Annotated in this window: 18 protein-coding genes; 9 read left to right on the top strand and 9 right to left on the bottom strand. The window is 68.7% G+C overall.

The features are described 5' to 3' along the window. Window positions 1-19: 19 nt before the first annotated feature. Window positions 20-2,194: an MMPL family transporter gene (locus tag EV645_RS35125; RefSeq protein WP_130448371.1), complete on the bottom strand. Its 2,175-nt coding sequence runs from the start codon at window positions 2,192-2,194 to the stop codon at window positions 20-22. A gap of 79 nt (window positions 2,195-2,273) precedes the next feature. Beyond that, entirely contained in the window at window positions 2,274-2,822 is a 549-nt protein-coding gene (locus tag EV645_RS35120; protein WP_130448370.1) for a TetR/AcrR family transcriptional regulator, read from the bottom strand. Between the two features lie 119 nt (window positions 2,823-2,941). On the opposite strand from EV645_RS35120, the gene EV645_RS35115 reads away from it, so the two are divergent. After that, entirely contained in the window at window positions 2,942-3,886 is a 945-nt protein-coding gene (locus tag EV645_RS35115) for a S1C family serine protease (protein ID WP_130448369.1), read from the top strand. Here the strand turns inward: EV645_RS35115 and EV645_RS35110 are convergent. Further along, window positions 3,873-4,409, bottom strand: a complete 537-nt coding sequence (locus EV645_RS35110) for a GNAT family N-acetyltransferase (RefSeq protein ID WP_157997232.1) — start codon at window positions 4,407-4,409, stop codon at window positions 3,873-3,875. The two genes, EV645_RS35115 and EV645_RS35110, sit on opposite strands and share 14 nt — an antisense overlap. After that, window positions 4,406-5,065, bottom strand: coding sequence for an MBL fold metallo-hydrolase (locus EV645_RS35105; RefSeq protein WP_130448367.1), 660 nt, complete (start codon window positions 5,063-5,065; stop codon window positions 4,406-4,408). The genes EV645_RS35110 and EV645_RS35105 overlap by 4 nt, the downstream gene beginning before the upstream one ends. A 166-nt stretch (window positions 5,066-5,231) precedes the next feature. Between EV645_RS35105 and uvrA the strand changes: the two genes are divergently transcribed. Beyond that, window positions 5,232-8,288, top strand: a complete 3,057-nt coding sequence (gene uvrA, locus EV645_RS35100) for an excinuclease ABC subunit UvrA (protein ID WP_198682061.1) — start codon at window positions 5,232-5,234, stop codon at window positions 8,286-8,288. Between the two features lie 29 nt (window positions 8,289-8,317). Here uvrA and EV645_RS35095 read toward each other — a convergent pair whose 3' ends face one another. Continuing rightward, window positions 8,318-9,214, bottom strand: a complete 897-nt coding sequence (locus EV645_RS35095) for a hypothetical protein (RefSeq protein ID WP_130448365.1) — start codon at window positions 9,212-9,214, stop codon at window positions 8,318-8,320. A gap of 215 nt (window positions 9,215-9,429) precedes the next feature. On the opposite strand from EV645_RS35095, the gene EV645_RS35090 reads away from it, so the two are divergent. Then, on the top strand, window positions 9,430-10,008 hold the full coding sequence (locus EV645_RS35090) for a Rieske (2Fe-2S) protein (RefSeq protein ID WP_242000851.1): 579 nt from the start codon (window positions 9,430-9,432) through the stop codon (window positions 10,006-10,008). 44 nt (window positions 10,009-10,052) lie between these two features. Here EV645_RS35090 and EV645_RS35085 read toward each other — a convergent pair whose 3' ends face one another. Further along, entirely contained in the window at window positions 10,053-11,273 is a 1,221-nt protein-coding gene (locus tag EV645_RS35085) for a S8 family peptidase (protein ID WP_130448364.1), read from the bottom strand. Between the two features lie 149 nt (window positions 11,274-11,422). Next, window positions 11,423-11,878, bottom strand: coding sequence for a DUF6194 family protein (locus EV645_RS35080; protein ID WP_130448363.1), 456 nt, complete (start codon window positions 11,876-11,878; stop codon window positions 11,423-11,425). A gap of 82 nt (window positions 11,879-11,960) precedes the next feature. Between EV645_RS35080 and uvrC the strand changes: the two genes are divergently transcribed. Genes uvrC through EV645_RS35065 form a run of 3 tightly spaced genes read left to right on the top strand, consistent with a single transcriptional unit; the run spans window position 11,961 to window position 15,810 of the window. Next, window positions 11,961-14,006: an excinuclease ABC subunit UvrC gene (uvrC, locus tag EV645_RS35075; protein ID WP_130448362.1), complete on the top strand. Its 2,046-nt coding sequence runs from the start codon at window positions 11,961-11,963 to the stop codon at window positions 14,004-14,006. After that, window positions 14,006-14,872 carry an RNase adapter RapZ gene (gene rapZ, locus EV645_RS35070; RefSeq protein ID WP_130448361.1) on the top strand — a complete coding sequence of 289 codons (867 nt, stop codon included), beginning with the start codon at window positions 14,006-14,008 and terminating at the stop codon, window positions 14,870-14,872. The genes uvrC and rapZ overlap by 1 nt, the downstream gene beginning before the upstream one ends. Further along, entirely contained in the window at window positions 14,869-15,810 is a 942-nt protein-coding gene (locus EV645_RS35065; protein WP_130448360.1) for a gluconeogenesis factor YvcK family protein, read from the top strand. Before rapZ ends, EV645_RS35065 begins: the two co-directional genes overlap by 4 nt. Here the strand turns inward: EV645_RS35065 and EV645_RS35060 are convergent. Together EV645_RS35060 and EV645_RS35055 are read right to left on the bottom strand one after the other, a co-directional pair. Then, window positions 15,807-17,249, bottom strand: a complete 1,443-nt coding sequence (locus tag EV645_RS35060) for a hypothetical protein (protein WP_130448359.1) — start codon at window positions 17,247-17,249, stop codon at window positions 15,807-15,809. The genes EV645_RS35065 and EV645_RS35060 overlap by 4 nt on opposite strands. Continuing rightward, complete coding sequence (locus tag EV645_RS35055) at window positions 17,246-17,752, bottom strand: SigE family RNA polymerase sigma factor (protein WP_130448358.1); 507 nt, start codon at window positions 17,750-17,752, stop codon at window positions 17,246-17,248. The genes EV645_RS35060 and EV645_RS35055 overlap by 4 nt, the downstream gene beginning before the upstream one ends. A 129-nt stretch (window positions 17,753-17,881) precedes the next feature. Here EV645_RS35055 and whiA point away from each other — a divergent pair, with 129 nt between their 5' ends. From whiA to gap, 3 genes are all read left to right on the top strand, one after another. After that, window positions 17,882-18,865 carry a DNA-binding protein WhiA gene (gene whiA / locus EV645_RS35050; RefSeq protein WP_130448357.1) on the top strand — a complete coding sequence of 328 codons (984 nt, stop codon included), beginning with the start codon at window positions 17,882-17,884 and terminating at the stop codon, window positions 18,863-18,865. 77 nt (window positions 18,866-18,942) lie between these two features. Then, a complete protein-coding gene (locus EV645_RS35045; protein WP_130448356.1) occupies window positions 18,943-19,332 on the top strand; it encodes a hypothetical protein in 390 nt (129 codons plus the stop codon). 204 nt (window positions 19,333-19,536) lie between these two features. Next, window positions 19,537-20,544, top strand: a complete 1,008-nt coding sequence (gene gap, locus EV645_RS35040; RefSeq protein WP_130448355.1) for a type I glyceraldehyde-3-phosphate dehydrogenase — start codon at window positions 19,537-19,539, stop codon at window positions 20,542-20,544. The last annotated feature ends 62 nt before the right edge of the window (window positions 20,545-20,606 follow it).

Below are 20,606 nucleotides of genomic sequence, written 5' to 3'. Positions count from 1 at the left end.
GTCGGTGCCCCTCTCGCCGTCAGTGGACCTCTGCGAGTTCCTTCTCCTCAGGCTTGTCTGGGACGTTCAGCGACTCGCCCTCGATGTCTACCTTCGGGGTGATCCGGTCCAGCCACTTCGGGAACCACCAGGCGCGGTCGCCGAGCAGGCTGAGGATCGCGGGCACCAACGTCATCCGGACCACGAAGGCGTCGATCAGTACGCCGATCGTGAGGCCGAAGCCGATCGCCTTGATGATCGGGTCCTCGACCAGGATGAAGCCGGCGAAGACCGATGCCATGATCAGAGCGGCGGCGGTGACGACGCGGGCGCCGTGGCCGAGGCCCTGGATGGTGGCGTCGTTCGCGTGCCGGCCGTGGACGAACTCCTCCCGGACTCGGGACACGATGAACACCTCGTAGTCCATGGCGAGCCCGAACAGGATGCCCATCATGATGATCGGCAGGAAGCTCACCAGCGGACCGGGGGAGTCGATCCCGACCAGCTTCGCCAGGTGGCCCTGCTGGAACACCGCGACCGTGATCCCGAACGTCGCCCCGATCGTCAGCACGAACCCGAGCGTCGCCTTCAACGGCACCAGCACCGACCGGAACGCCAGCAGCAACAGCAGGAACGACAACCCGATCACCACGAACAGGTACGTCGGCAACGCATCGGACAGCTTGTTCGATACGTCGACCCCGACCGCGGTGTTTCCGGTCACGGAGATGCTCGCGTCACCGGTGGCGAGCGGCTTCACCGCTGAGCGCAGGTTCTTGACCAGGTCCGAGGTCTCCTCGCTGGCCGGTCCGCTCTTGGGGATCACCTGCAGCAACCGCGTCGTACCGTCCTGACTTGCGGCGGCAGGCTGCGCCGCGACGACGTCGGGAAGGCCCTGTGCCTTGCCCAGCACCTGCTGCGCGACCGCGTTGGAGGTCGCCGGGTCATTGCTCTGCACAACGACTACCAGCGGTCCGTTCGCGCCTGGGCCGAACGCGGCGGCGGTCATGTCGTACGCGACCCGCTGGTTGGTGCCGGCGGCCGCCGAGGCGCCGTCCGGCAGCGCGAGCTGCATGTCCTTCACCGGGATCGCCAGGAACCCGAGCCCGATGATGCCGATAGCAACGATCGGCACGCGCAGCCGCGTCACCAACCGGCCCCAGCGGAAGCCGAACCCCTCCTTGTGCACAGCCGCGGCCGGTGCCTTCCGCAACTTCCGCGGCAGCACCCGGTTCCCGACGAAGCCGAGCAACGCCGGCAGCAGCGTCAAAGCGACCAGTACGGCGGTCAGCACCGTCGCCGCAGCGGCGAGACCCATCGCGGTCAGGAACGGCACCCCGACCACCGACAACCCGGCCAGCGCGATCACTACGGTCGCGCCGGCGAACAACACCGCCGACCCGGCCGTCGCCGTTGCCCGCGCCACGGACTCCTCCGGATCCATCCCTTCACCCAGCTGCGACCGGTGTCGCGAGCTGATGAACAACGAGTAGTCGATCCCCACCGCAAGCCCGAGCATCAACGCCAGGATCGGCGCCGTCGACGAGACGTCGGTGAACGCGGTCACGATGAACAGACCGGCCATCCCGGCCAGTACGCCGAGCAGCGCCGTCACCAGCGTCATACCCGCGGCGACCAGCGACCCGAACGTCACGACCAGTACGACGGCCGCCACCGCGACACCGATCACCTCGGTCGCACCGATCTCCGGAACGCCGGCCTTGATCTGCCCGCCCGGGACGACCTTGAGATCACCCGAGCTCAGTCCGCTCAGACCGTCGTACCCGTCGACGCTCTCGTGTGACAGCTCATCGGCCGGTTTGTCGAACTGGACGCTGATCAGTCCCGTCGTACCGTCCGGGCTGATCGCCTTGCTGGTGAACGGGTCGATCGCACCGATGACCTCGGGCACCTTGGCGACCTTGGTAACCGTCGCGCCGACAGCGGCCTTCACGGTCGGGTCAGCGAGAGTCTTGCCGTCGGGCGCCTTCACCACCACGGTGGACGACGCACCGCTCGCGGCCGGCAGCTCCTGCTTGAGTGCATCGAGCGCCCGCTGCGACTCGGTGCCCGGGATCGAGAACGTGTTCGCGGTCTTGCCGCCCAGCGTCAGCGCGCCGACGCCCAGCAGGACGAGGAACAGCGCCCAGACGGCGGCGACGAGCCGCCTGCGCTGGTAGGAGAACCGGCCGAGCCGGTACAGCAGATTGGCCATCGGGAAGTGCATCCGTTCGGGTCGGTACGGCGTACGGGCAGAGGAGATCGTCCGCGCGAGGCGGAGGGCGGGTCAGGGCTCAGGCGCGGCGGAGCAGTCTCCGCAGGGCGATGTCGCAGAGTCTTCGGAGGTCGTCGTCGGTGCGCTCGCCGGAGTGGCGGCACTCGCCGAGCAGACCGTTGATCGCGAACTTCGCCAGATCGTGCTCGAGCGGGTCGTCCGAGCCGGCCATGTACTCGGTCAGGCGCATGCCGTCGGCGACGAGCTGCCCGACCTCGGGCATCTGCTCGATCACCGGGAGGATGTCCTGCAACACGTCGACCACCCCGCGGTGCACGACCGCGAGATCGATGAAGCGCTGGATCGCGAGCTCCTGCGCGTCGGCCCGGGGCAGCTCGGCCGCGGCCTTGACCAGCTCGGCGACGTCGGCCGCGGCGGGCTCGAGGACGGCCGCGAGCACGGCCGGCTTGCCGCTGAAGTGGTACAGCACCGTCGCCTTGGAGCAGCCGGCGGCGGTCGCGATGTCCTGCAGTGACGTCGCGTTGTAGCCGCCGGCCTGGAACAGGTGCATCGCCTGCCGGACGATCTCGCGCCTGGTCCGCTCCCGGGCGGGGGTGGTGACTGCCATGTCAGCAGCTTGACTGACCGATCGGCCAGTTTTCAACCGATCGGTCAGGATTGTGTCCCGGTTCACGCGCTGGCCTCGATTTGCTTGCGGTGTAATCCTGTAATCCAGGAGGCAAGGCGATGGCTGAAGAGATTGCCGGGGACGACGTCCTCGATGCGTACTCCCGGGTGGTCTCGGGAGTGGCGGAACACCTGATCCCGCGGGTCGCCAGCCTGCGGATCCACAGCCGGCGCGGCGACTCGTCCGGCTCCGGCGTGGTGCTGACCGGCGATGGTCACCTGCTCACCAACGCGCACGTGGTCGGCGACGGCTCCGAGGCTTCCGCCGAGTTCGCCGACGGTACGACGGCACAGGCCCGCATCGTCGGCGTCGACCGGCTGTCCGATCTCGCCGTACTGCGGGCCGACCGCGAGATCCCCGACCCGCCGGAGTACGGCGACGCGGACCACCTGAAGGTCGGGAACCTGGTAGTTGCCGTGGGCAACCCACTCGGCCTGGCCGGGAGCGTGACCGCCGGCGTGGTGAGCGCACTGGGCCGATCGCTGCCGGTGCGCAGCGGTTCGGCGCAGCGGATCATCGAGGACGTCATCCAGACCGACGCCGCGCTCAACCCGGGCAACTCCGGGGGAGCGCTGGCCGACGGCAACGGCCGCGTGATCGGCATCAACACCGCGGTCGCCGGCATCGGCCTCGGGCTAGCCGTCCCGGTCAACCCGACGACGCGCCGGATCATCTACTCGCTACTGCACGACGGTCGCGTGCGCCGCGCGTACCTCGGCCTCGTGACGACGCCCGCACCGCTTCGCCCGTCACTTGCGGAGCGGTTCGACCAGCGGACGGCGCTCCGGGTCGTCGAGGTGATCCCGGCGAGCCCGGCCGCCGCCGCCGGCCTCCGCCAAGGAGATCTGGTGCTGGCGGTGGACGGCGTACCGCTCCGGGATGCTCAGTCGCTGCAGCGGCAGCTGTTCGAGGACGCGATCGCCCGCCGTACGGAGATCACCGCGATCCGCAACAACGCCCTGGTCGACGTGATCGCGTACCCCGCCGAGCTCACCGATCGGTGAGGGCCGCCCGCAGGAGGACGCAGGTGCCGGGTTCGAGCGGGGCGCCCGGGAAGATGAAGTCCCGGGTGACCTCGGTGAACCCGAAGTTCTTGTTGAGGTCGAGGATCGCGCCGTTCGCCTGGTTGGCGAAGTAGTAGACGGCGTCGGCCCGCTCGGCGGTCCAGCGCATCCGGTCGCGGGTCAGGAGCTCGCCGATGCCGTGGCGTCGCCAGGCGGGGGAGACGATCAGGCCGATCAGGTAGTACCCCGTCGGAGCCGTCGTCGGAGGGTCGTCGGGTTTGAGCTCGTGGCGGATCACACCGCCGTACCCGACGACCTCGTCGCCGACGACCGCGACGGCGATGTACTTGTCCGGGTTGGCGAGGTCGGCGACCAGCCGCTCGCGCCGCTCGGCCGCGGACCCGTGGGTCCGCGACACGATCAGCTCGGCACACGCGTCCAGGTCACGCAGCTCTCCTGGACGCACGCGTACGTCGGCGGTCTGCCGGGCGACACCCGGCTCGTATTCGGCGAATCCGCTCACCAGCCGCGCTCACGCCACTCGGCGAGGTGGGGTCGCTCGGTGCCGAGGGTGGTGTCGGAGCCGTGACCGGGATAGACCCATGTCTCGTCGGGGAGCTCGTTGAACAGCTTGGTCTCGACGTCGTTGATCAGCGACGTGAACCGCTCCGCGTCTTCCTGGGTGTTGCCGACGCCTCCCGGGAACAGCGAGTCGCCGGTGAACAGGTGCGGTGCGCCGTCCGGGTCGTCGTACACCAGGGCGATCGAGCCGGGGGTGTGGCCGACGAGGTGGATCACGCGGAGACTGCACTGGCCGACGGCGATGTGGTCGCCGTCGTCGACGAGCTGGTCGGTCGGGACCGGGATGCCTTCGGCGTCGTACCGCCCGGCGACGGTGGTGGCACCCGTCCGGGCGACTACCTCCGCCAGCGCCTCCCAGTGATCCTGGTGGCGGTGCGTGGTGATGACGCGGGCGAGGCCGCCGTCGCCGATCAGCTGCAGCAGCGTGTCGGCGTCGTTCGCGGCGTCGATCAGGACCTGCTCGTCGGTCTGGCGGCAACGCAGCAGGTAGGCGTTGTTGTTCATCGGCCCGACGGCGACCTTGGTGATCATCAACTTGGCCAGCTCGTGGGTCTCGGCCGGGCCGCCGACCTTGACGTTCCCGTGGTACTCCGGCATGCGACTTCTCCCTGGATGTCGGTGATAGAGCCGATCCTTGCACTCTTGGCGCGGGCTGTGCAGACCACCCTCGGCGATCGAATATACTTTCGAAGCGCCCCGCGGACAGTGCGCTGGATCCGGCGGCGGAAGTTTTTGTCGGTGGGCCTCGTTAGCATGACTGGGCATGCCCCGGATACCCTCGAGAACGGCTGAGAGTGAGCTTGTGTCTGACCGTCTGATCGTGCGCGGAGCGCGTGAGCACAACCTGAAGGACGTCTCGGTCGACCTGCCCCGGGACGCCATGATCGTCTTCACCGGGCTGTCCGGGTCCGGCAAGTCCAGCCTGGCCTTCGACACGATCTTCGCCGAGGGCCAGCGGCGCTACGTCGAGTCCCTCTCGGCGTATGCGCGCCAGTTCCTCGGGCAGATGGACAAACCGGACGTCGACTTCATCGAGGGGCTGTCGCCGGCCGTCTCGATCGACCAGAAGTCCACCTCGCGCAACCCGCGGTCGACCGTCGGCACGATCACCGAGGTCTACGACTACCTGCGGCTGCTGTTCGCCCGGGCCGGGCGGCCGCACTGCCCGGAGTGCGGCGAGCCGATCGCCCGGCAGACGCCGCAGCAGATCGTCGACCGGGTGCTCGAGCTCGACGAGGGCACCCGGTTCCAGGTGCTCGCCCCGGTCGTCCGCGGCCGCAAGGGGGAGTACGTCGACCTGTTCCGGCAGCTGACCGGTCAAGGGTTCTCCCGGGCGCGCGTGGACGGTGAGACGATCCAGCTCACCGATCCGCCGAAGCTCGACAAGCAGAAGAAGCACAGCATCGACGTGATCGTCGACCGGCTCGCGGTGAAGGGTTCGGCCAAGCAGCGACTCACCGACTCGGTGGAGACCGCGCTCGGGCTGGCCAGCGGTCTGGTCGTGCTCGACTTCGTCGACCTCCCGGACAACGACCCGCACCGCGAGCGTCGCTTCTCCGAGAAGCTCGCCTGTCCGAACGATCACCCGCTGGCTATCGACGAGCTCGAGCCACGGTCGTTCTCGTTCAACTCGCCGTACGGCGCCTGCCCCGTCTGCACCGGGCTCGGCACCCGGATGGAGGTCGACCCGGAGCTGCTGGTTCCGGACCCGTCGAAGTCGCTCGACGAGGGCGCGATCCAGCCGTGGTCCGGGCAGAACGTCTCGCAGTACTTCGAGCGCCTGCTCGACGCGCTGGCGAAGGACCTGAAGTTCAAGACCAGCACGCCGTTCGGCGAGCTGCCGGCGAAGGCGAAGAAGGCGCTGCTCACCGGCCACGACAAGCAGGTCCACGTCTCGTACCAGAACCGCTACGGCCGCGAGCGGTCGTACTACACCAGCTTCGAGGGCGTGATCCCGTATGTCGAGCGCCGGCACACCGAGGCGTCCAGCGACACCGGCAGGGAGCGCTTCGAGGAGTACATGCGCGAGGTGCCGTGCCTGGCCTGCAACGGCGCGCGACTGAAGCCGATCTCGCTGGCGGTCACGCTCGGCGGCAAGAACATCGCGGAGATCAGCGCGATGTCGATCGACGAGGTCCACGACTTCCTCGTGCAGATGGAGCTGAGCCCGCGGGAGAAGCAGATCGCGGAGCGGGTGGTCAAGGAGATCGGCGAGCGACTGCGGTTCCTGCTCGACGTCGGTCTGGACTACCTGGCGCTGAGCCGGCCGGCGGGTTCGCTGTCCGGTGGTGAGGCGCAGCGGATCCGGCTGGCGACGCAGATCGGTTCGGGTCTGGTCGGCGTGCTGTATGTGCTCGACGAGCCGTCGATCGGTCTGCACCAGCGGGACAACCGGAGGCTGATCGACACGCTCGTCCGGCTCAAGGAGCTGGGCAACACGCTGATCGTCGTCGAGCACGACGAGGACACCATCGATCACGCCGACTGGGTCGTCGACATCGGCCCCGGCGCCGGTGAGCACGGCGGCCAGGTCGTCGTGTCCGGCACGGTCGAGGACCTGCGCAACCACCCGGACTCGATCACCGGCCAGTACATCTCCGGCCGCCGGGAGATCCCGATCCCGCCGGTCCGGCGACCGCTGACCGAGGGCCGCGAGCTGACCGTGTACGGCGCCCGGCAGAACAACCTCCAGGACATCGACGTGACCATCCCGCTCGGTGTGTTCGTCGCGGTGACCGGGGTGTCCGGATCGGGCAAGTCGACGCTGGTCAACGACATCCTCTACACCTCGCTGGCGCGGCAGATCTACGGTGCTCGGGCGGTGCCGGGCCGGCACACGAAGATCTCCGGGATGGAGCTGGTCGACAAGGTCATCCACGTCGACCAGTCGCCGATCGGCCGGACCCCGCGGTCGAACCCGGCGACGTACACCGGTGTCTGGGATCACGTCCGCAAGCTGTTCGCGGACACACCCGAGGCGAAGGTCCGCGGGTACCAGCAGGGTCGCTTCTCGTTCAACGTCAAGGGCGGGCGGTGTGAGGCCTGCTCGGGTGACGGCACGCTGAAGATCGAGATGAACTTCCTCCCGGACGTGTATGTCCCGTGCGAGGTGTGCCACGGCGCGCGGTACAACCGCGAGACGCTCGAGGTGCACTACAAGTCCAAGACGGTCGCGGACGTGCTGGACATGCCGATCGAGGAGGCGTCGGAGTTCTTCGCGGCGATCCCGGCGATCTCACGGCACCTGAAGACCCTCGTTGAGGTCGGCCTCGGGTATGTGCGGCTCGGCCAGCCGGCGCCGACGCTGTCCGGTGGTGAGGCGCAGCGGGTGAAGCTGGCGTCGGAGCTGCAGCGGCGTTCGACCGGCCGGACGGTGTACGTGCTCGACGAGCCGACGACCGGTCTGCACTTCGAGGACATCCGCAAGCTGCTCGACGTGCTGAGCGGCCTCGTGGACAAGGGCAACTCGGTGCTGGTCATCGAGCACAACCTCGACGTCATCAAGACCGCCGACTGGCTGATCGACCTCGGTCCGGACGGCGGTCGCCGCGGCGGCACGCTGGTCGCGGAAGGTACGCCGGAGGAGGTCGCGGCCAACCCGGCGTCGTACACCGGGCAGTTCCTGGCGGAGATCCTCAAGGGACGGGCGGCGAAGCCGAGCGCGAGGAAGCAGGCCATCGAGGCAGCGCCGGTGCAGAAGGCCGTTGCGAAGAAGGCCGTGGCGAAGAAAACGGTTGCGAAGAAGGCCGTGGCCAAGAAGGCAGTGAAGAAGGCCGCGCCGGCCAAGAAGACGGCGACCCGGAAGCGCGTCGCCGGCTGACCAGCGCCAGCACCTCGACCAGGACCTCGTCAGCGGCGGAACAGCTGCTGGACGAGGTGCCGGACCCAGGTACGGCGCGGCGACGGCAGTAGTGCCGCCGGCAGCATGACTGTCGGCGGCTCGGCCAACGTGACCGGCACCTGGACCATCCGGTCGCCCTGCAGCCAGAACACGTCCGGACTGCACTGGTCAGGTGCGTCGCGATAGGTGTCCGCAACGAACCTCGCCAGCTCGTCCGCGGCCTCCTGCCCGGCATCCGCGGCGCAGAACGCGACCGTGCTCAACCGCGGTACGCCGAGCAGCACGCCCAGCCCGAGGGACGCCTGCGGCAGCAGGTTCTCCCGATCGACGACCGCCATCGATACGAGCGGATCGTCGTCCCGGCTGAGCACCGAGAACCCGTCGTGCTCGACCGGCCGCAGGTCGGAGATCTGCTCAAGCGTGAGCTGCACCGGCGACGGCACGGCCGGATCGCCGAGCCCGAGCATCGATCGGCGTACGACGGTCAGCCGCCGCAGCTGCGTACCGGTGCGGATGAACACCACGACCTCGAAATGGTCCCCGAACGGGATCAGCGCGTCGGCCACCGGGCCGGCCGTCCGGGCCGACCACCCACGTTGGACGAGCAGCGCCCGCTGCCGCTCCGCGACGTCGCCGAACCGGTGCTCCTCGGTGGCGAGCTCACCCTCGGCGACGACGGCGCGGAGCCACGCCTCGATCTGCTCGGCCCAGCGCTGCTGCGGGACCTGATTGCACCGATCGATGATCTCGCCCAGCCCGACGACCGCGGACATCTGCAGGGCGCCGCGGCCCCAGCCGACCTCGACCGTCCGCTCGGCGGTGTCGACGACGCAGCCCGGCATCCACATCGGCGCGAGGTCCGCGATCGCCCGCAGCACGGTCGAGTCGTTCGTCGTTCCTGTCATCCCTTGGCCTTCCCCACGCCCAAAGTCTGTCAGGCACCCGGTCGACGTGTGCCCCGGCGGGTGGTCGCGTCCATCAGATTCGCAGCCGATTCACAGCAAACCTTCAAACTGCGGTTCAATCCTGGGCTCGTTGAACCGTTCGGGTCATCCGGTCGTTTGACCCGGTATATAGCGTTCAACTACTTCGACCAGCAGGCTCCTGGAGGTCCAAATTCATGAGCGATGACACGATGGCACCAGCCACCCCGCAGCAGACCGAGGCCGCGCCCAGCGCAGGCGCGGACGGTATGCGCGACCGGAGGACGGTGCTCCGCTGCGCGGCCGTGGCCGCGCTGGTGGGTGCCAGCGCCCCGATCCTCGCCGCCTGCGGCAGCAGCGATGATGCGTCCGGCGGCGGCGCCTCGACCCCGTCGGCCACCGGCTCCAGCTCCGCGCCCACCGCGAGCACTCCCAGCGCGAGCGCATCGTCGAGTGCACCGTCGTCGAGCGCTCCGGCCAGCGGCGGGACGGTCCTCGGCCCGGTGTCCGACGTACCGGTGGGCGGCGGGAAGGTGTTCACCGAGGCCAAGGTCGTCGTGACCCAGCCGACCGCGGGTCAGTACAAGGGCTTCTCGGCGGTCTGCACGCACCAGGGCAACATCGTCGGCTCGGTCGAGGACGGACAGATCGTCTGCCCGTTCCACAACAGCCACTTCAAGATCACCGACGGCAGCGTGGCCAGCGGGCCGGCTCAGTCGCCGCTGCCCGCGGTGAACGTCGCCGTCCAGGGCAGCAATATCGTTCAGTCCGCCTGACGTGCGAAAGGGCCCGGCCGACCGGCCGGGCCCTTTGCGTTGGGTCAGGACCGGGCCGGGTCGGCCTTTCCGACGTACAGCAGCTTGTTCGGTGAGGCGTCGCCCGGGTCGCCGACCTTGTCCGGCGTCGAGTTTCCGACCAGCGCCGTCGCGACGTCGGCCGGGGTGGCGTCCGGGTGGTCGGCCAGGTAGAGCGCGATCCCGCCGGCGACATGCGGCGTCGCCATCGACGTACCGCTCATCTTCGCGGTCGCGTCCGGGTCGGTGATGCCGACCGAGGTGATGTCGACACCCGGCGCGAACAGGTCGACGCATTTGCCGAAGTTCGAGAACGACGCCCGCTGGTCCTCGTCGTCGGTCGCGCCGACGGTGATCGCCGAGGGCTCCCGGGCGGGCGAGCTCAGGCACGCGTCCGCGCTGTCGTTGCCAGCAGCAACGGCATAGGTGATACCGGCCCCGACCGAGGCCTTGACCGCCGCGTCCAGAGCGTCGTCCGCGCCGCCGCCCAGGCTCATGTTCGCCACTGCCGGCTTCTTCGCGTTCTTGGTCACCCAGTCGATCCCGGCCACCACGGACTCGGTGGAGCCGGATCCCTTGCAGTCGAGAACCCGGACCGCGATCACCTTCGCGCCCTTGGCCAGGCCGTACGTCGTCCCCGCGATGGTGCCGGCCACGTGGCTGCCGTGGCCCATGCAGTCGACACCGTTCTGGCCGTCGCCGACGGTGTCGGTGCCGACCGACGCGCGGTCGCCGAAGTCCTTGTGCTTGGCGTAGATGCCGGTGTCGATCACGTAGACGTTCACGTTGTCGGCGGTGGTCGAGGCCTCGTACTTCTTGTCCAGCGGCAGGTCGCGCTGGTCGGCCCGGTCCAGGCCCCACGGCGGGTCGTCCTGGCTGACGGTGATCTTCTGGTTCTGCTGCACGAACGCGACCCGCGAGTCACCGGCGAGCTTCTTCGCCTGGTCCTCACTCATACTCGCGGAGAAGCCTTTGATCGAGGCGTCGTACTGGTCCTTGACCTTGACGTCGTAGCTCGCCGACAGGCTCTGGGTGGTGACCCGGGTCTGCGCCTGCGACCGCTGGCCGTTCAGTACGACGATGTAGCTGCCGGGGATCGCGTTCGAACTGCCTGCGCCGCGGATCGTCACGGGCGCCTGCTGGGATGCGTTGCTGCCGGCCGCCGTCGCGACGATGCCGGTGACCGCGAGCGCTGAAGCCGCGACCGCACCGAGTAGTGCGCGCGGCCTGCTCAGGGATGGGGACATGGGCGGAACTCCCTCGAGTCAGCGCAAGGCCTTGTTGCCTCACGCAAAGGTCCTGCACATCTACCCTGGGTCACACGCTAGAGACGTCGCTCATCCCAACCGGGGGTCAAACCGGGCTTATGGGGCAAGCCGCAACACGACTGCAAGGTTCACTGCGTTTGGCGGGACTGATGGTTGGCGTACTTGCGGGCCGCGAACTCGTACGCCTCGTCGAGCAGCGAGGTCAGCGGCTCGAGCTCGACCGGGTTCACGATCGCCACCCAGTACTGCGAGGCGTAGAACGGGTGCGGCATGAGCGTGTTCCGGGCCGTGTAGGCATGCCCCGAGTCGAGCACCCAGTCCGCGTCCCGCTCGGTCGGCACCGGTCCGAAGAGTGAGGTGTACGTCGCCTTGGTGAGCCCGACGTTCAGCCGCCAAGCGTCCGGCTCGTCGAGCCGGGACACCTTCTCGTAGTGGTCGCCGGTGACAATGGTGGCGAACGGCTGCTGTCGCTCCGGCGGGAGGTCGGCGGCCGGGTCGTAGAGGTAGAAGAGGTCGTCCTGGGCCTCGAGCACCCGGACACCGTCGTAGGCGCGGATCATCCGATCCAGTTCGTCGATCGTCATGCCTTCAAGTCTGTCATTGAAATAGCAGTAGAGACTTTGCCGGAATTCCGGATTTGTCGGCGACCCGAACTAGGGTGGTTGGGTGGCTGATCCGTCCTCGTACCGTCCCGCTCCGGGTTCGATCCCCGACTCACCCGGCGTCTACCGTTTCAGCGACTCCGCCGGGCGGGTCATCTACGTCGGCAAGGCGAAGAACCTGCGGGCCCGGTTGTCGTCGTACTTCCAGGATTTGGTGAACCTGCACCCGCGGACGCAGGCGATGGTGACGACGGCCTCGAAGGTCGAGTGGACCGTGGTCGCCAGCGAGGTCGAGTCGCTGCAGCTGGAGTACTCCTGGATCAAGGAGTACGACCCGCGCTTCAACGTGAAGTATCGCGACGACAAGTCGTACCCGTGGCTCGCCATCACCCTCAACGAGGACTATCCGCGGGTGATGGTCGGCCGCGGCCAGAAGAAGAAGGGCGTGAAGTACTTCGGTCCGTACAGCCACGCCTGGGCGATCCGCGAGACCGTCGACCTGCTGCTCCGGGTCTTTCCGATGCGCTCGTGCAGCAAGGGAGTCTTCAACCGGCACCGCCAGATCGGCCGGCCCTGCCTGCTCGGGTACATCGGCAAATGCGCCGCGCCCTGCACCGGGCAGGTGACGCAGGAGGAGCACCGCCAGATCGTCGACGACTTCGCCGCGTTCCTGTCCGGTCAGACCGCGACGTACGTGCGCCGGCTGGAGAAGGAGATGAAGGCCGCGGCGGCCGAGCTGGAGTACGAGCGGGCCGCGAAGATCCGCGACGACCTGGCCGCGCTGGAGAAGGCTTTGGCCAAGAACGCTGTGGTCCTCGGCGACGGCACCGACACCGACGTCATCGCGTTGAGCGAGGACCCGCTCGAGGTCGCCGTGCAGATCTTCTACGTTCGCGGCGGCCGGATTCGCGGTGAGCGCGGCTGGATCGCCGACAAGGCTGACGGCACGGCGACGACCGGCGATCTCGTCTCGCGCTTCATCCAGCAGATGTACGCCGATGACTCGGTCGACGCGATCCCGCGCGAGATCCTCGTCCCGACGATGCCGGAGGACGCCGAAGCGCTGACCGAGTGGCTGGAGGGGATCCGCGGCGCGCGGGTGTCGATCCGGGTCCCGCAGCGCGGCGACAAGAAGGCGCTGATGGAGACCGTCGAGCGGAACGCGCTGCAGACGCTGACCATGCACAAGACCAAGCGGGCCAGCGATCTGACCACTCGCAACCAGGCGCTCGAGGAGATCCAGGCGGGTCTCGACCTGCCCGAGGCGCCGCTGCGGCTGGAGTGCTACGACGTCTCGAACCTGCAAGGCACCGAGGTGGTCGCCTCGATGGTCGTCTTCGAGGACGGCCTGCCCCGCAAGAGCGAGTACCGGCGGTTCGTGATCAAGGGCGTCGACGGCCAGAACGACGTCGCCTCGATCGCCGAGGTCCTCACCCGCAGGTTCAAGCGGCTGCTCGACGACCGGGCCGCGATGAGCCAGGACGACGACCCGTCGGCCGCGCTGATCGACCCGGAGACGGGCCGGGCGAAGAAGTTCTCCTACGCGCCGAGCCTGGTCGTGGTCGACGGCGGTCCGCCGCAGGTCGCCGCGGCCCGCCAGGCGATGGACGAGCTCGGGCTCGGTGACATTCCGGTCTGCGGTCTCGCCAAGCGGCTGGAGGAGGTCTGGCTCCCCGACGAGGAGGATCCGGTCATCTTCTCCCGTACGTCGGAAGGCCTGTACCTCCTGCAGCGACTGCGGGACGAGGCGCACCGGTTCGCGATCACGCACCACCGCAGCCGCCGGTCGAAGTCGATGGTCGAGAGCACCCTCGACGAGGTTCCGGGGCTGGGGGAGGTGCGGCGGAAGACCTTGCTGCGGCACTTCGGGTCGCTGAAGAAGTTGCGCGGGGCGACGATCGACGAGGTCGCCGGCCTGCCCGGATTCGGGCCCCGGCTGGCCGAGTCCGTCGTACTGGCGGTTAACGCTGCCGCAACGAAGGCGGAAACCGGCCGGGCACCGTCGGTCAACACGGCCACGGGCGAGATACTGGGCGACGACGTCCCGGCGCCGGCCGGACTGTCGTCAACGGATTTGGCCGACGGGGACCCAGGGAGAACTGAGAACTGATGGACGACACGGGCGGCAACCTCATCATCGTGTCCGGCATGTCCGGCGCGGGACGAAGCTCCGTCGCCGACGTACTGGAAGACCTCGGCTGGTTCGTCGTGGACAACCTGCCGCCGATGTTCCTCACCACGCTCGTCGAGCAGGTGATCGGCACCGGCGCGGCGCCGCGGCTCGCGGTCGTGGTCGACGTCCGGACCGGCCTGTTCTTCGAGGAGCTGAGCTCGGCCATCCACGATCTGCGGCTGAAGGGCTATCGCCCGCTGACGCTGTTCCTGGAGGCCTCCGACGATGTGATCGTGCGCCGGCAGGAGAGTGTCCGCCGGCCGCATCCGCTGCAGGGCGAGGGCCGGTTGCTCGACGGCATCCAGCGCGAGCGCGAGCTGCTCGGCGACATCCGGGCCGGCGCGGATCTGGTCATCGACACCTCGAGCCTGAACATCCATCAGCTCGCCGCGAAGATCGTGAACGCGTTCGGCGACGAGGAGAACGCCGAGCTGCGCGCGACCGTGGTGTCGTTCGGGTTCAAGTACGGCATCCCGGTCGACGCCGACGTGGTCGCGGACATGCGCTTCATCCCGAACCCGTACTGGCAGCCGGACCTGCGCCCGATGACCGGGCAGGACAAGCCTGTGTCAGACTTCGTGCTCGGCCATCCGCTGGCCCAGCAGTTCCTGCAGAACTACGTGGACGTGCTGGACACCTTGCGGAGCGGCTATCTGAACGAGGGCAAGCGCTTCGTCACCGTCGCGATCGGCTGCACCGGGGGAAAGCACCGCAGCGTCGCGATGGCCGAGGAGATCGCCCGCAGGCTGCGCGAGAAGGGGTCACCGACCTTGGTCGTACACCGGGATCTGGGGCGTGAGTGACGAGAGCTACTAAGGTCGTAGCGCTCGGCGGGGGACACGGCTTGGCCGCCTCTCTCTCCGCACTTAGGCACGTCACCGACCAGCTGACCGCGGTCGTCACGGTCGCCGACAACGGCGGCTCGTCCGGGCGGCTGCGCCAGGAGCTCGGCGTACTGCCGCCGGGTGATCTGCGGATGGCCCTGGCCGCGCTGTGCCGCGACGACGAGTGGGGCCGCACGTGGGCCGACGTACTGCAGCATCGCTTCCGCAGCAACGGTGAGCTGCACGACCACGCGGTCGGCAACCTGCTGATCGTCGCGTTGTGGGAGCTGCTCGGCGAGGCGGTCGACGGACTCGACTGGGTCGCGCGATTGCTCGGTGCACAAGGGCGCGTGCTGCCGATGTCCGCCGTGCCGCTAGACATCACCGCGCGGGTGCTCGGGCTCGATCCGGCGCATCCCGAGGCGATCACCGAGATCCGCGGCCAGGCCGAGGTGGCGACGACCGAGGGACACGTGGTCGACGTCGCGCTCGACCCGGCCGACCCGCCCGCGTGCCCGGAGGCGCTTGTCGCCATCGCGGAGGCCGATTGGGTCGTCGTCGGTCCGGGCTCGTGGTTCACGTCGGTCATCCCGAATCTGCTGGTCCCCGAGCTCTGCCGCGGTCTCGAGCTGACCAGTGCCCGCCGGCTCCTGACGCTCAACCTGGGGGAGCAGAAGGGCGAGACCGACGGCTTCTCACCCGAGACCCACCTCGAGGTGCTGGCCGCCCACGCGCCGGACCTGCGCATCGACGTCGTCCTCGCCGACGCCGGCCACGTGCCCGACCCCGAGTCACTCCGCCGTACTGCGGAATCCCTCGGGGCCGAGCTGGTGATCGCCGATATCGCCGACGACGAGCGGGATCTGCACCACGCCCCGGACAAGCTGGCGAAGGTCTACCGCGAGATCTTCAGCTAGTCGAAGTCGACGTCCAGGTCCATCGGCTGGTTGTAGACCTGCTTGCCCTGGGCGTCGTACCCATGCACCTGGACGCTCTTGACGCCCGAGTTCCCGCCGGTCAGGCCCCAGATGAAGTAGCCGTTCGAGATCAGTGCACGCGTCGGGCCGGTCGGCAGGTCGACGACGATCTGTGCGACCCCGTCGGGAACCATCGCGAAGTCCGGCGACTTCGCGAACCTCCCGTCGGCCTGGACCGCGCCGCGGGTGTAGTCGTAGGCGCCCTTGGCCGTCGGCGTCAGCATGTGACACCAGGCGTACACGCGCTTGTCCGGCGAGATCAGTACCGCGGTCAGCTTGTCCCCGGTGCCGGTCTTGAGCGCCACCTGCCACGCCCGCGAGATCGGTCCGGCAGCCTTGATCACCGCGTCGTCGGTGTTCACGCCGCCCTTGTCGAGATCCTTGAAGTAGATCTCGTCGACGCCTTCGCACCGGGTGGTGACCTGCTCGTCGGTGAGCGGACTGACGGGCGGCGCGGCGATGAGCGGCCTGCCGGTCCCGGGCTCCTTGGTGAGCACGACCACCGGCGTGATCGCTTGCGCGGTCTTGACGGTCACCGCCGGATCGACGGTCCGGGCCGGCGCCGTGAACGGCTTGGGCGTCTGGTCGTACACCTTCTTGCCGGCGGCGTCGTAGCCCCGGATCCGATCCAGCGTGATCAGCTTGTCGTCCTTGCCGGGGTGGCCGAGCGTGACGAATCCATCCGATCCGACCAGGGCCTCACGCGGGTTGCTTTCGCCCTCGATGTCGATCAGCACGCGAGCCACACCGGGCGCCGGAACCCGGAACCCGTCCCGCACGGACAGCGGACTCCGGTACTGACTCCTCGCCGCGACAGTTGCCGGGCTGGTGCGCCCCATGCTCTCCGGCTTGGCCGGACCGTCCATGGTGCACGTCGCTACGACGGACTGGTCCGGTGACAGGAGCAGGGCGTTCAGCACGGACTGATCGCCGCTCTTCACGACGACCTTCCACCGTCCGTTGACCGGACCGGCCTTGTCGGCGGTCTTGTGCTCGCTGTCGATCAGCCGTGCGTAGGCCAAGTCGTACTCCGAGCATCGGCGCAGGACCTCGGCGTCGGCCAACGGACTCACCGGCGGCGCCGGTACGACCGTCTTGCCGGTCTCGTTGTCGACGATGCGGCCGGTCTTGACGTCGATCGTGATGGTCTGGCCCGTCGGCCTGCCTGCCGGGCCGGCGCTCTCGTCGCGGGTCGCTGACCAGGTGGCGATGCCGCCGATGATGGCCGCCGTGGTGAGGACCGCGGTGGAGGCGGTCGCGATGCGGGTCCGGCGGACCGAGCGCCGGGCCCGGATCAGCAGGTGGTCGACGTCGGTGTTCAGCGGCCGGTCGGTGTCGTCGGCGGCCGTCGCCAGCAGGTGTTCGATGTCGTTGTTCACGGGGCGCTCCTTTCGGTCTGGTCGAGAAGTTCGCGGAGGCGGGTGAGGGCTCGGGAGGTCTGGCTCTTCACGCCGCCGACGCCGATCCCCAGGACGGCGGCGGTCTGTTCGAGGCTGAGATCGCCGTAGTGGCGCAGTACGACGCACGCGCGTTGGCTCGGCGGCAGCGCGGCCAGGGCCTCGACGACGAACATCCGGTCGTCGATCGAGCCGGCGGGGTCCGCGAGTACGCCGGCACGATCGTCGGCGTCGACGAGTCGCTCGCGCCGCCACGGCTTGCGGGACTGGTCGAAGACCGACGTGACCAAGCACTGGTGGGCGTAGCTGTTGAGGCCATGCGTGCGGTCGATCCGGTTCCAGCGGCGGTAGACCTTGACCAACGCGTCCTGCGCGGCGTCCTCGGCGCGGTGCCAGTCGCCGCACATCAGGTACGCCGTACGCCGCAGCCGCCGGATCATGGCGGCGGCGAACTCGGTGAACTCGGCTTCATCCGATGCCTTCATGCGCCTCCTCTCACAATGTCGCCGGGGTAACGCGATCAACCTGCCCGAAGGTTGCAGAGGCCGTAACCGCGGGCGCTCGATGCCGTTGGTGGTCCAAGGGTCTTTGACATGGGTGGGAGGATGGCCTTCATGGCGATGACAGCACAGGTGAAGTCCGAGCTGACCAGTATTCAGGTGACGAAACCGTGTTGCCGCAAGGCCGAGGTCTCGTCGATCCTGCGGTTCGCGGGCGGGCTGCACCTGGTGTCCGGACGGATCGTCGTGGAGGCCGAGCTCGACAGCGGCGCCGCGGCCCGGCGGCTGCGCAAGGACATCGCGGAGATCTTCGGGCACCCGTCGGACGTGGTGGTCATTTCCCCGTCCGGCATCCGCAAGCAGACGAAGTACGTCGTCCGCGTGGTCCGCGACGGCGACGCGTTGGCGCGGCAGACCGGTCTGGTGGACAACCGTGGCCGGCCGGTGCGCGGTCTTCCGCCGGCGGTCGTGTCCGGTGCGTCGTGTGACGCCGTTGCTGCTTGGCGGGGTGCATTCCTCGCGCACGGCTCGCTGACCGAGCCCGGCCGGTCGTCGTCGCTCGAGGTGACGTGCCCTGGTCCGGAAGCGGCGCTGGCGTTGGTCGGTGCGGCTCGGCGACTTGGCATTGGCTCGAAGGCTCGCGAGGTGCGAAACGTCGACCGCGTCGTGATCCGCGACGGTGACGCCATCGGCGCGCTGCTCACCCGGCTGGGTGCGCACGAGTCCGTGCTGGCGTGGGAGGAGCGCCGGATGCGGCGCGAGGTCCGCGCGACGGCGAACCGGCTGGCGAACTTCGACGACGCAAACCTGCGCCGCTCCGCCCGCGCTGCGGTGGCGGCCGGCGCGCGCGTCGAGCGGGCGCTGGAGATCCTCGGCGACGACGTGCCCGATCACCTGCAGGTCGCGGGCAAGCTGCGCCTGGAGCACAAGCAGGCAAGCCTCGAAGAGCTCGGCCAGCTCCACGAGCCGGCCCTCACCAAGGACGCTGTAGCCGGCCGCATCCGCCGCCTGCTCGCCATGGCCGACAAGCGCGCCTCCGACCTCGGCGTACCCAACACCGAGGCCAACCTGACCCCGGAAATGCTCGACCCGGCCTGACCGGATCGTTATCTGAAACGACCTGTCCACCGCTTGCCCCTCTGGTTGCATCGTCGCACCACGACGATCGGAGACCGATGGGTACTGCAGAGGATGAGGCAAGGGCGCGCGACGAGTTGGAGCGCGTCCGGACCGAGAACGCCGTCCGGGAGATGGAACGGCAGCGGGCTCTGGAGGAGTACCGCAAACAGCAGGAGCAGCAGAACAAGATGGTCGCCGACCCGGAGACGGCTGGGGCGAACTGGCCGGACGACGGGTTCCAGGCCGACCAGCCCGGTCGGCTCGATGGTGTGAAGGCGGCGCTGGCGATCGGTGCGCCGGGGGATGCGGCGTTGGCGGCCAAGCTGTTGAACACCGGGCACGCACCCGCCGGGAGTGCGCCGCCGGCCGCGAGCGCCGACGGTGCGAAGGAGTCGGTCGGCGGTCCTTCGCCGGCGCGCGCGACGGGTCCTGCCCTCGGGTATTGACGTCACCAGCTGGTCAACTGGTATTCAACAGGCTGCCCCGGAAGGTTTCCGGGGCAGTTGCACGTCGTGGTGGTCTGCTCGGACGGCTACTCGCGGGTCATGGTGGTCTGATGTGGACGCTACCAGTTGGCCAGGTGGGCTGTTGGGCTAATGTTCGGGCTGTAGGGCAGTGCTCGAACGCCAGATCTGAGGAGACGTAGTCCCGTGACCGTACGCGTAGGTATCAACGGCTTCGGCCGGATCGGCCGTAACTTCTTCCGCGCCGTGCAGGCGTCCGGTGCCGACATCGAGGTCGTCGCCGTCAACGACTTGACCGACAACCAGACTCTCGCTCACCTGCTGAAGTACGACTCGATCCTGGGCCGTTTCCCGGGCGAGGTCTCCGCGACCGACGACGACATCACCGTCAGCGGCAAGAGCTTCAAGGCGTTCGCCGAGCGCGACCCGGCCAACCTGAAGTGGTCCGACGTCGGCGCCGACGTGGTGATCGAGTCGACCGGCTTCTTCACCGACGCCACCAAGGCCAAGACCCACGCCGACAACGGCGCCAAGAAGGTCATCATCTCCGCTCCGGCGAAGAACGAGGACCTGACCGTCGTGATGGGCGTGAACCACGAGCTGTACGACGCCGAGAAGCACACCGTGATCTCGAACGCGTCCTGCACCACGAACTGCATCGCCCCGCTGGCCAAGGTTCTGAACGACGCGTTCACGATCGAAAAGGGTCTGATGACCACGATCCACGCGTACACCCAGGACCAGAACCTGCAGGACGGCCCGCACAAGGACCTGCGCCGCGCCCGCGCCGCCGCGCTGAACATCGTGCCGACCTCGACCGGCGCCGCGAAGGCGATCGGCCTGGTGCTGCCGGAGCTCAAGGGCAAGCTGGACGGCTACGCGCTGCGCGTCCCGGTGCCGACCGGCTCGGCCACCGACCTGACCGTCACCGTCGGCCGCGAGGTCACCGTCGACGAGGTCAAGGAGGCCTACAAGGCCGCCGCGGCCGAGGGCTCGCTGAAGGGCTACCTGACCTACACCGAGGACGAGATCGTCTCCACCGACATCGTCACCGACCCGGCGTCCTGCATCTTCGACTCGGGCCTGACCAAGGTGATCGGCAACCAGGTCAAGGTCGTCGGCTGGTACGACAACGAGTGGGGCTACTCCAACCGCCTCGTCGACCTGGTCAAGCACGTCGGCGCCTCGCTCTGACGGCTCGCACACCGCTGACACAACTCTGATGTTCCCCCGCTTGCGTCCGGAGAGCCCTGGTG

Origin of the sequence: Kribbella rubisoli (genome assembly GCF_004217145.1) — a bacterium.
Lineage (GTDB): Bacteria > Actinomycetota > Actinomycetes > Propionibacteriales > Kribbellaceae > Kribbella > Kribbella rubisoli.
Note: the sequence above shows the minus strand (reverse complement) of the source record. Positions and strands in the feature narration are given on the sequence as shown.